The sequence below is a fragment of the Caulobacter sp. HMWF025 genome, from assembly GCF_003060965.1.
GTDB lineage: Bacteria > Pseudomonadota > Alphaproteobacteria > Caulobacterales > Caulobacteraceae > Caulobacter.
Window position 1 is genome coordinate 28,298 of the sequence record NZ_QAII01000151.1, and the last position, 11,722, is coordinate 40,019.

The window sequence follows — 11,722 nt, forward strand, 5'->3', positions numbered from 1 at the left end:
GACTATTTGAAGAAGTCGAGCGGCTCCTTGGCGTCTCCAGGTTCATACTGATAGATATCCAAATCTAAAGTCTCAGACGTTCGCAGTAGCCAGCTTCCGCATATTGTCATCAGGCGATAGATGAGCTGCACAGGACCTTCACCGGAAGCGGTGACCGAATACTCCTCTCCTATTAAATGGAACCGAGCGCGTCCAGTTTGGCGGACAAGGACATCACCATCGCCCAGATCAACGGATCGATTAGGGCCAAACTCGAAGACGATAAAAAGATCGCATTCCTGATCATTCTCATCGAGATAGTGAATGAGATGCTCGTCGAATAGTGAATATTCAGACATTTAGCGCCTACCTGTGTATAGTGGAGTCCTTACGGCGGAAAACCCACCTTCTCGGCGACATTCCGCTTGCCTTTCCGTGATCGTCGCCTCACAAAATCTCCAGATTGTCGCCCTTTCCTTCTTGTTTCGAGCATACATAGCCGCATAGGTATCGCATTTTATATAGTCGTCCCTCTCAAGTGCATCGCACTCTTCATCGACGCGCGCCTTTTCGGCAGGATCATAGAAGCCGCGACTAAAGCGCGGGGGGTCTGAAGGATCGTCCCCATCCTCCGCTGTGATCGACAACCGAAGTTTTGGCGCCGGCAGCTTCAGAAACGGCGTCTTCTCCCGTCCCGTCGTGCGACGATCGAAATCGCCGACCGCGCGCGTGAGCGCGGCACCTCCGACAACGGCAGGAAGCCCCCCGGCGCGAGCCGTGGCCGCAATAGCGCCCGGATGTTTAATGAGGGTACGCGCGACTGGCGCTACAAGTGATCTTGCCGGCTTCAGCCCCGCACGCGGAACCTTTCGCATGCCTGAGCCACCCCCGCCTCCCCGAGGCACCCATTGCCCACCGTTGGAACTCCCCACCGGCGCACGCGGTTGGCTAGGATCAAACTTCGCCTCGAGATCCCAAAGCGTCCGCCGCAGGGCGTCGGCCGCGGCGTCGCTTCGAAACTTTCGCAGCGCGCCTTCAAAATCATCTGCTGTCATCTCTCGCTCCAAATGCCTTGCAGTTCGATGATGCCGTCAGCCTGAACGCGTCGGATTCGCGTCACTCATTTTTCTGTAAGTCATTGTAAAAAATCGGATCTCCAATCCAGACAACGGGGATAGATCCTCGTAGATCCCCGCTCCCCCCTCACAGCTCAAACACATCCATTGGCGCCACGACCGGCTTCTGCGCCCAGGCGAACAGCACCAGGCCCCGGGCCTTCGCGGTGTCGATCAGCCAGGCCCCCGACAGCTGGATCAGCTCATAGGTGACCTGAAGCTCGTCGGCGCCGCGCGTCTCGAGGCGGGCGGCCTGGCCGTCGAGGTCGATATCGGCCCAGCCGAGCACCTCGTCGTCCTCAAGCGCGCGCAGGGTCATCAGGACCGAACCCTCTTCGTCGTCATTGTCATTGGCGGCCGCGGCGTCCGCCTTCGAGATCCGGCAGAAGGAGATCACGCGCGGTCCCAGCACCAGATCCGGGGCTACCGTCGTCATGGCTGCCGTTCGAAGAGCTGGGGCCAGGCCGTCACCGGTGTCGCACGCTCCGGCAGCAGGGTCAGGCCCTCCTGCTGGGCCGTGCGGATCAGCCAGTCGCCCGCGAACCACAGGCAGATCCGCAGCAGGTGGATGTCGTCGGTGCCCGGGAACGTCTTGGCCCAGCGGTGGCCGTCGATCTCGACCCAGAACCGGCCCAACAGGTCGTCATCTGGCTCGACGTGCTCGAGACCTTCAAAATAGGCGAAGGTCCAGAACTGGCGCGCGCCCATCCGTATACGGACGGAGGCCTCAAAGCGCTCGCCCGCTGCGTCCAGATAGGGAATGAACCTTGGTCCGATTACCCGGGCCCGGTGCGGCCATCGCACATAGGTGAACGGCGGCCGCATCGCCCTGCTCCCATCCTCGCCATTCAAGTCTAGCGCGATGAGAACAAAACGGCAACCTTTAGGCGTGTCAGCGACGCGCGGTCCGCTCCACCAGATCCGCCAGGTCCTCGGCCGCATCGGGCCTGGCCACGCTCCGCGCGCCGTCGGCCATGCGGGCCAGGCGCTCGGGGTTCTTGAGAAGGGCGTTCAGGGCACCGGCCATGGCATCGACGGTCAGTTCGTCTTCCAGGCAGACGGCCGCGCCGCCGGCCTCTTCCAGCAGGCGGGCATTGAAGCGCTGGTGGTCGTCGGCGGCGATCTTCAGGGGCACCAGGATCGAGGGGCGGCCGGCGACGGCCAGTTCGGTGCAGGTCGAGGCCCCCGAGCGGCCGACCACCAGATGGGCCTGACGCAGATAGCCGGCCATATCGCGGAAGAACGGGGCGACCTCGCAGTCGACCATGGCGTTGCGATAGGTCTTGCGGGCCTGTTCCATGCTCTCGGGACGGGCCTGCTGGAACACCTTGAGGCGGCCGCGCATCTCTTCGGGCAGTTTGGCGACGGCCTCGGGGATCAGCTCCGACAGCAGGCGCGCGCCCTGGCTGCCGCCGGTCACCAGCAGGCGCAACTGCACCTCGGGCGGCAGGTAGGGGATCTCGAACAGGGCCCGCACGGGCGGACGAACGGGGTTGCCGACCACATGGGCCCGGGCCTTGACGGCGGGCGGGGCCTTTTCGAGGATCGGGAAAGCGCAGGCCACCTCGGTGACCCGCGAGGCCAGGAACCGGTTGACCCGGCCCAGCACGGCGTTCTGTTCGTGGATCACGGTCGGGCGACCCTGGCTGAGGGCCCCCAGCAGGGCCGGCAGGGCCGGATAGCCGCCGAAGCCGACGACCACCGCCGGATTGAGACGCTTGAAGGCCGCGCGGGCCTGCATCACGCCCTGCAGCACCACGAGCCCGGCCCGGACCATACCGACGGGGTCACTGGCCTTGGCGGTCGCCGCCGACAGGGCCAGGCGCTCCTCGGCCGGAAACTTGTCGGCATAGAGCGCGCCGCGCTCGTCCGTGGCCAACACCACGCGCCAGCCGCGGGCGCTGAGGGCTTCAGACAGGGCCTGGGCGGGAAACAGGTGCCCGCCGGTTCCTCCGGCGGCAACGACGACCAGCTTGCTCATGTCAGTTGAAATCGCCGCTCTGGCCGAACTCGCCCGTATGGCCATAGGCCCCGGGCCGCTTGCGCAGCAGCGCCAGGGCCAGGCCCAGCGTCAGTCCCATGGCCAGCATTGACGAACCCCCATAGCTGATGAACGGCAGCGTCATGCCCTTGGTCGGGATCAGGTTCAAGTTCACGGCGATATTGATCATGGCCTGCTGGCCCAGCAGCACGAACAATCCGGCCGCCGCAACCTGTTCGAAGCCGTCGGACAGCTTCATGGCCTTGTAGAGGCCGCGCACCACCACGAAGGCGAAAAGGCCGATCAGCGCCCACGAGAAGATCAGGCCATATTCCTCGGCCGCGACCGAATAGATGAAGTCGGTGTGCAGGTCGGGCACGTGGCGCTTCATGACCCCCTCGCCCGGACCGCGACCGAACAGGCCGCCCGCCCGGATGGCCTCGGCGGCCCGGGTGATCTGGTGGGTGTCGGCCTGGTCGGGACTGAGGAACTTCTGCACCCGCGCATGGACGTGGTCGAACAGGAAATAGGTGGAGACCAGACCACTCACGGCCGCGACGCCCAGGCCCATGATCCAGCTGATCGGCACCCCGGCCATCCAGAAGGCCGCTCCGAACGCGATGGTGATCAGCACGGTCTGGCCGACGTCGGGCTGGATCAGCAGCAGGCCGACGGCAATGAAGTAGAGCAGGAAGGCGATCGAAACCCCGGGCACGCCCTCGCCCTTCTGGCCTTCGGCGAACATCCAGGAGACCAGCACGATCAGGGCCGGTTTCATGAACTCGGACGGCTGCAGGGTGAAACCGGCAAACTGCAGCCAGCGGGTCGCCCCCTTGGCGTTATGGCCGATGAACGGCAGGGCGATCATGACGGCGATCGCTGCCAGATAGATGAAAAAGGCCGCGCGCCGCACGCCCTTGGGCGACAGCATCGAGGTCGACAGCAGGATGACCGCAGCGGTACCGGCGAACAGACACTGGCGCAGGGCAAAGTGGAACTGGTCGTCAATGCCGATCCGCTGGGCGGCCGCCGGGCTGGAGGCGAAGGACAGCAGCACGCCCACCGTAACCAGCAGGGCAGTCCCCCCGAGCAACCAGCGATCCGTGGTCCACCACCAGAGTCCGAGCGCGGTGCGATCGGTCCGGGCGAAGGCGTGGGTGGTCTGGGTCGACATGCCCGGAGAGTCGGCTCGCAGGGTTAACGGAAAGTTGCAGTCCGCATCCGGATCGGTGGACAGGCGGTGATTGTCGGGAGCGGCGCGGGACGGGCAACGGCCGATACCGGCCGTCCGATGGAATCTGCGCCTTCCCTCACCCCGGATGCCCGGTCGCTGCGCATTCTTTGCAAACGATCCCCAGTTTGTGTGTCGGCTGTCGCAATTGTCAGCTATCAGGCTATTCGTTAACGGTGGTTAATCATAGACTTACTGTTCTGAGCGCGCGTTAAGGGAGAGGCTGGCAACTGGGGATTGCGAAAATCCCCTGAGGGTTGTTTTCAACATCGGGACTGCATGTGCGGGGGGAATTTCGCGCATTATTCCTGGCTGTGACTCTCCCTGCCTCTCGCAAAACTTTGGGTTCGGCTGTCTAGATTTGTCTTTGCTGGGGGCGTTGTTACGTGGCCACGATCTATCTTGACTACGCTGGCAATGCGATTGCCCAGAGCCTCGGCCCCCTGGTGCTGGTGCTGGGCACGGCCGGCAATGACTCGCTGGTTGGTGGATCGGGTCGGGATGCCTTCCAGGCTTCGGGCGGGATCGACACCCTGGCCGGGGGCCTGGCCGATGACACCTATATTGTCCAGAACAGCGCCACCAAGGTGATCGAGGCGGCCGGTGGCGGGATCGACACGGTCAAGACCACCGCCCACTACATCCTGCCCGACAATGTCGAGAACCTTTACATCCTCGGCTATACGCCCAAGAGCGGGACGGCCGGCTTTGGCAACGCCCTGTCCAACCTGATCGTCGGCGACGTCAACACCCAGACCATCACCGGGCTCGGCGGGAACGACGTGCTGGTCGGCGGCGGCGGGTCGGACATGTTTGTGTTCGGCATCGGCTCGGGCCGCGACGTCATCACCGACTTCACCGCGGGCAAGGGCGCAGGCCTGGACTATGTCCGACTGCAGGGTTACGGCCTGACCACGTTCGACCAGGTCAAGGCTGCCATGACCCAGGTCGGTGCTGACGTGGTGCTGAAACTGTCGGCAACCGACGATGTCACCTTCCGCTCGACCACCATCGCGGCCTTCACCGCCGACAATTTCAAGCTGCCGATCGACCTGAAGAAGTTCCAGCTGACCTTCTCCGACGAGTTCGACACCCTGCGCCTGCAGACCTTGGGTGACGGATCGACCGGGACCTGGGCTCCGGAGTTCGGTTTCGGCGGCTTCGGCACCAAGGCCAGCCACTATATCGGCTATTACACCGGCGAACTGCAGATGTTCGTCGACCCGACCTTCAAGGGCAGCACGGACACGGCCCTCGGGCTCAATCCGTTCACGGTCAATAATGGCGTGCTCTCGATCCAGGCGCGCCCCACGACCGCAGCTGAGAAGGCGGCACTCTGGCCTTCGGCGACCCAGACCTTTGACTATGTCTCGGGCATGATCTCGAGCGTCAGCTCGTTCCGTCAGACCTACGGCTATTTCGAGTTGCGCGCCAAGCTGCCGTCCGGCCAGGGGGCCTGGCCCTGCTTCTGGCTGCTGTCGAGCCGCCCGGGCGACATGACTGAGGTCGACATCCTGGAGGCCCGCGGCCAGCTGGCCAACATCAACAATACCAGCCTGCACCACTATTCCTATCCCAACGCCCAGATCGGTTCCTCGGTCTATACGCCGGGCGGTGACACGGCGTTCCACACCTACGGTCTGCTCTGGGACAAGGACTATCTCGTCTGGTACGTCGACGGCGCGGAAGTCTATCGGCTGCCAACGCCGGCCGACATGAATGTGCCGATGTATCTCGTGGTCACCCTGGCCGTCGGGGCCTGGGCGGGAACAGCAGATCCCGTTTCGCTGGCAGCAACGACCTTCGACGTTGACTATGTCCGGGCCTATTCGGCCCTTCCCGATGGCCAGAACATCACCGGCACGGCCGGCGATGATACGCTGACGGGTACGGCCGGTGCCGATACCCTGACGGGTCTCGGCGGCAACGATACCTATGTCGTGAACTATCTGGGCGACGTGGTCATGGAAGCCGCCGGTGGCGGGACGGACCTCGTGCAGACCAGCCTGCTCTCGCACGTACTGGCGGCCAATATCGAGAAGCTGGCCTATACCGGAACGGGCAACTTTGCCGGGACCGGCAATAGCCTGGCCAACGTGATTACCGGTGGCGTGGGCAACGACACCCTCATCGGGGACCTCGGTGACGACACGCTCGACGGCGGGTCCGGCAATGACAGCCTGGACGGCGGCAGCGGGACGGACGTGGCCATCTATGCCGGCGCGTCTTCGCGCTATCGCATCACGGCCGACGGCAGCGGCGGCTTCACCGTTCAGGACACCCAGACCGGCGAGACCGACACCCTGGCCCGGATCGAAGCCCTCGGCTTCTCGGACGGACAGGTCAACCTGTCAGGCCCCCTGCCCGGCATCTGGCTGCTCGGCGGCGCTGCCGCTGATACCCTGACCGGGACCGCCTCCAGCGATACTCTTGATGGTGGTGCCGGTGCCGACCGGATGGTCGGCGGCCTCGGCGATGATCTCTATGAGGTCGAGAACACCGACGATGTGGTGGTGGAGACGGCCGGAGGCGGCTTTGATACCGTTGAGGTCGCGCGGACCTGGACGGTAACGGCCGGCGCGGCCGTTGAACGCGTGTTCCTGACCGGCATCAGCAGCCTGAACCTGACCGGCAACCTGCTCTCCACGCGGCTTGAGGGCAACTCGGCCAGCAATATCATCGATGACGGCGGCGGGTCCGACACCCTGGCCGGCATGGGCGGCAACGACACCTATATCGTGCGCGGGACCGGCACGGTCGTGATCGAGGCCACCGGCGAAGGGGTGGATAGCGTTCGCACCGACCTGTCGGCCTATCTCCTGACCGACAATGTCGAGAACCTGACCTTTACGGGGACCGGAGCCTTTGCTGGAACCGGTAATGCCCTGGCCAACGTGATCACCGGCGGCACCGGCAACGACACCCTGAACGGCGGCGCGGGCGCAGACCGGCTCGTCGGCGACGTCGGCAACGACACCTACATCGTGGACTCGGTCTCGGATGCGATCGTCGAGAACGTCGGCGAAGGCTACGACACCCAGGTCACCAGCCTGGCCAGCGCCATCGCGGCCACCAATATCGAGGCCCTGGTCTACAGCGGCACGGCCAACTTCTCGGGCTACGCGAACGGCACCGGAACCGCCATCACCGGCGGGATCGGTACCGACACCCTGGTGGGTGCTGCCGGCAACGACACGCTTGACGGTGGCTTGGGCGCAGACGCCCTGACGGGCGGCGGCGGCGACGACGTCTTCGTCGTCGACAATGGCGGCGACAGGATCACCGAAGCCTCAGGCGGCGGGACCGATACCGTCCTGACCACCCTGGGCAGCTTTGTGCTGTCGACCGAGCTTGAGAACCTGACCTATACCGGTGCCGCGACCTTCAACGGCACCGGAAACGCCTCGGCCAACAAGCTGACCGGCGGGGCCGGAGCCGACACCCTGGACGGCGGCGCAGGCGATGACACCCTCGACGGAGCCGGGGGTACCGACATTGCGATCTACGCTGGAGCGGCCAGCCGTTATGTGATCACCACTGACGGGGCCGGCAGCTATTTCGTGCGCGACACCCTCCTGGGGGCGACCGACCGCCTGACCAATATCGAAAATGCCCTGTTCTCGGATGGACTGGTCAGCCTGGGGTCATCGGTTCGCGGCCTGTCGGTGACGGGCGGCGCAGCGGCTGACAATCTGGTCGGCGGCAACGGCGACGACACGATCGACGGGGCCGGCGACATCGACACGATGGCCGGTGGCGCGGGCAGCGATCTCTATATCGTCGAGAACTCCGGCGACATCGTGGTCGAGGTTGTCGGGAGTGGGTTCGATACCGTCCAGACGTCCAAGAGCTGGGTGGCCACCGCCGGTTCCGAAATCGAGCGCGTCGTGCTGACCAGCACCGCCAGCCTCAACCTTACCGGCAACCTCTATGGGATGACCCTTGAGGGCAACGCCGCGACCAATACCCTGGACGACGGCGGCGGCGCGGACACCCTCAAGGGCCTCGCGGGCAATGACACCTACGTCGTGCGCAATGCCGCCACCCTGGTGGTTGAGGCTGCGGGCGAAGGCGCGGACCAGGTTCGGACCACGCTGGACAGCTATGTCCTGACCGACAATGTCGAAAACCTGACCTCTATCGGGAGCGGCAATTTCAGCGGTACCGGCAATGGCCTGGCCAATGTCATCACCGGCGGCTCGGGCCAGGATACGCTCGACGGTGGCGTGGGCGCGGACCGGCTGGTCGGCGGGCTCGGCAACGACACCTACGTCATCGACAACGCCAGCGACGCGATCGTTGAAAATGCCGGCGAAGGCTACGACACCCAGCTCACCACCCTGACCAGTGCCATCGCCCTGGCCAATGTCGAGGCCCTGACCTACATCGGCACGGCGGCCTTCGTCGGCTATGCCAGCGTCACGGGCACCGCCGTCACCGGCAGCACTGGCGCGGACCGCCTGGTCGGCGCGGCGGGCAATGACACGCTCGACGGCGGCGTCGGTGCCGACACCCTCAGCGGTGCGGCGGGTGACGATGTCTTCATCATCGACAATGCCGGTGACCGGATCACGGAGCTGGCAGCGGGCGGTTTCGACACCGTACGGACGAACCTGGCGACCTATGCGCTGGGGGCTGAACTTGAGGCTCTGATCTATACGGGCACGGCGGCCTTCTCGGGGACCGGTAACGGCCTTGCCAACAGGATGACCGGTGGCGCGAACGCCGACGCCCTCGGCGGCGGCGGCGGTGATGACACCCTCGACGGCGGCATCGGTGCCGACACCCTCGACGGTGGCCTGGGCGATGACCTCTATCTCGTCGACAACAGTGCAGACGCGATCGTCGAGGCCGCCGCCAGCGGCCTTGATACCGTCCAGACGTCGACGAGCTGGGTTGTGACGGCCGGAGCCCAGGTTGACCGGGTCATGCTGACGGGCGCCGGCAACCTGAACCTGACCGGCAACCTGTTCGGCATGACGCTGGAAGGCAATTCCGGCCTCAACACGCTCGACGACGGCGGTGGAGCAGACATCCTCAAGGGCATGGCCGGAAACGACACTTATGTCGTGCGCAATGCCGCGACGGTGGTGGCCGAAGCGTCGGGTGAGGGCCTGGATACCGTCAGTACGACCCTGAACAGCTACGGCCTGACCGCCGATGTCGAAACCCTCAGCTTTATCGGCACGGGTGACTTCACCGGCCAGGGCAATGCCCTCGACAACCTCATCACCGGCGGCGCAGGCAATGACTCCCTGGAGGGTGGTCTCGGTAGCGACACACTGAACGGCGGTGCCGGCCTCGACGTGGCCGTCTATGCCGGCGCGGCGAGCCGTTATGTGGTCACCGGCGACGGCCTCGGTACATTCTTTGTCCAGGACACCCAGGCCGCAGGTCTTGATGTCCTGACCGGGATCGAGAACCTCCGGTTCGCCGACGGCCTCTTCCAGGCGTCGAGCTTCCTGGTGGGTGTCAACCTCACCGGGACAGCGGCGGCTGAAACCCTGACCGGGACCGTGGCGGCCGACACCCTGGACGGTGCCGGGGGAGCCGACACCCTGGTCGGCGGCCTCGGCAATGACGTCTACCGCATCGACGACAGCGCCGAGGTGGTGACCGAGCTCGCCGGTGGCGGCTTCGACATCGTCCAGATCGCCAAATCCTGGGTCGCTACGGCGGGTTCCGCGATCGAGCGGATCTTCATGGCCGGGACGGCGAACCTGAACCTGACGGGCAATGCCCTGAGCATGGTCCTGGAGGGCAATGCCGGCCTCAATACCCTGGACGACGGTGGCGGTGCCGACACCCTCAAGGGCATGGCCGGCAACGACATCTATATTGTCCGCAATGCCGCGACCGTGGTCGTGGAAGCCGCAGGCGAAGGCTACGATGCGGTCAGGACCGCCCTGTCAACTTTCGTCCTTACCGACAATCTCGACACCCTCACCTATACCGGCACCGGCCATTTCAGCGGTACCGGCAACGCCCTGGCCAATGTCATCACCGGCGGGGTCGGCAACGACACCCTGAACGGCGGACTGGGCACCGATCGCCTGGTGGGCGGTCTTGGCGACGACACCTACTATGTCGACGGCGACGCGGTCGTGGAGAATGCCGGCGAAGGCTTCGACACCATGATCACCAGCCAGGCCAGTGCCATCGCCTCGGCCAACATCGAGGCCCTGACCTTCAGCGGCACCGGCAACTTCGCCGGCTATGCCAATGCCACGGGCACAGTCCTGACGGGCGGAGCGGGCAATGACACCCTGGTCGGCGGGGCCGGGATTGACGTCCTGATCGGCGGGTCGGGCAATGACATGCTGACCGGGGGAGCCTCGGCCGACGTGTTCCGCTTCGACAGCTTCGGCAGCGGGCTTGAGCGGATCACCGACTTCCAGGCCGGCCTTGACCACATCGCGCTCAAGGGCACGGCCTTCGGCGTCGTCAGCCTGGCGGATCTGGCCTTTGTCAGTGGCGTCGCGCCCCAGCCGACCGATACCCGCGCGACCCTGCTCTATGACACGGCGACCGGCGCTCTGTTCTTCGACGCCACGGGCGGCGACGGGGCCGACAAGGTCCAGATCGCCACCCTGAGCAACAAGGCCGTCCTCACGGCGGGCGATTTCTGGCTGGTCTAGGGCCTTGCCCGACCGGATGGCGACATCACGGTCGGGCGACGCTGTCTCTAAAGGACGAGCAGGTCCGTCGCGCCCAGGGCGGGGCGGCCGGTAAGAACGGCGATTTGTACCTGGTCGGTGCTGTCGCCGCCGGTGGCGTCGAAATAGAGCGCCCCGGTGGCCGTATCGTAGAGGATCGCCGGACGGACGTCGGCTGATACCGGCGCAACGCCGGACACAAAGTCGAGGTCCGCGAGCGACAGGACGCCGAAGGCTGTGCCTCGCAGAACGATATGGTCCACACCCGGCGCAAAATCGGTGATCCGGTCGATCCCCTGCCCTGCTCCCTCGAAATAGAACAGGTCCGCCCCGCCACCGCCGGTCAGGACGTCCTGCCCCGCGCGCCCGGCCAGAAGGTCAGTGCCCGCCCCGCCGATCAGGCTGTCCTGACCGGCCGCGCCGAAGAGCGCCGTGCCCGTCGCATTGGCAAAGCCCTGGAAATTGCCACTGCCGATAAACATCAGGGTTTCGACATGGGCGGCCGCCACAGCACTATTGAGGGTGGTCAGAACCCGGTCAGTCCCTTCGCCCGCAGTCTCGACGACCACATCGGCCAGACTGTCGACGAAATAGACGTCATCGCCGAGCCCGCCGATCATCCGGTCGGCACCACCCCGGCCGTCGAGGGTGTCATTGCCGAGCCCCCCGGTGATGACATTGGCCAGGCCGTTGCCGAACCCCTGGAACGCCCCCGAACCGGTATAGGTCAGGTTCTCGATATTGGCGCCCAGTGCAAAAC

7 protein-coding genes are annotated in these 11,722 nt (G+C 65.1%); 1 reads left to right on the top strand and 6 read right to left on the bottom strand.

Going from position 1 to position 11,722, the window contains the following annotated elements; translation table 11 throughout:
* Window positions 1-2 precede the first annotated feature (2 nt).
* From DBR10_RS18955 to ftsW, 5 genes are all read right to left on the bottom strand, one after another.
* Complete coding sequence (locus DBR10_RS18955; RefSeq protein ID WP_146184118.1) at window positions 3-338, bottom strand: hypothetical protein; 336 nt, start codon at window positions 336-338, stop codon at window positions 3-5.
* A gap of 844 nt (window positions 339-1,182) precedes the next feature.
* Window positions 1,183-1,530, bottom strand: coding sequence for a hypothetical protein (locus DBR10_RS16120; RefSeq protein ID WP_108556510.1), 348 nt, complete (start codon window positions 1,528-1,530; stop codon window positions 1,183-1,185).
* Window positions 1,527-1,919 (bottom strand): hypothetical protein, encoded by a 393-nt coding sequence (locus DBR10_RS16125; protein WP_108505690.1) that lies wholly within the window; start codon window positions 1,917-1,919, stop codon window positions 1,527-1,529. The genes DBR10_RS16120 and DBR10_RS16125 overlap by 4 nt, the downstream gene beginning before the upstream one ends.
* A 67-nt stretch (window positions 1,920-1,986) precedes the next feature.
* Window positions 1,987-3,075: an undecaprenyldiphospho-muramoylpentapeptide beta-N-acetylglucosaminyltransferase gene (murG, locus tag DBR10_RS16130; RefSeq protein WP_108556511.1), complete on the bottom strand. Its 1,089-nt coding sequence runs from the start codon at window positions 3,073-3,075 to the stop codon at window positions 1,987-1,989.
* 1 nt (window position 3,076) lies between these two features.
* Window positions 3,077-4,249 (bottom strand): putative lipid II flippase FtsW, encoded by a 1,173-nt coding sequence (ftsW, locus tag DBR10_RS16135; RefSeq protein WP_108505691.1) that lies wholly within the window; start codon window positions 4,247-4,249, stop codon window positions 3,077-3,079.
* 443 nt (window positions 4,250-4,692) lie between these two features.
* Here ftsW and DBR10_RS20195 point away from each other — a divergent pair, with 443 nt between their 5' ends.
* Window positions 4,693-10,944: a family 16 glycosylhydrolase gene (locus DBR10_RS20195; protein WP_108556512.1), complete on the top strand. Its 6,252-nt coding sequence runs from the start codon at window positions 4,693-4,695 to the stop codon at window positions 10,942-10,944.
* 47 nt (window positions 10,945-10,991) lie between these two features.
* Here the strand turns inward: DBR10_RS20195 and DBR10_RS19200 are convergent.
* Window positions 10,992-11,722 (bottom strand): calcium-binding protein (locus DBR10_RS19200; RefSeq protein ID WP_199225355.1); only part of this gene is annotated, 731 nt, incomplete at its 5' end.

Bases quoted from the DNA above. Each gene is read 5' to 3' on its own strand.
- DBR10_RS18955 (WP_146184118.1), bottom strand. From the start codon at position 338: ATGTCTGAATATTCACTATTCGACGAGCATCTCATTCACTATCTCGAT.
- DBR10_RS16120 (WP_108556510.1), bottom strand. From the start codon at position 1,530: ATGACGACGGTAGCCCCGGATCTGGTGCTGGGACCGCGCGTGATCTCC.
- DBR10_RS16125 (WP_108505690.1), bottom strand. From the start codon at position 1,919: ATGCGGCCGCCGTTCACCTATGTGCGATGGCCGCACCGGGCCCGGGTA.
- murG (WP_108556511.1), bottom strand. From the start codon at position 3,075: ATGAGCAAGCTGGTCGTCGTTGCCGCCGGAGGAACCGGCGGGCACCTG.
- ftsW (WP_108505691.1), bottom strand. From the start codon at position 4,249: ATGTCGACCCAGACCACCCACGCCTTCGCCCGGACCGATCGCACCGCG.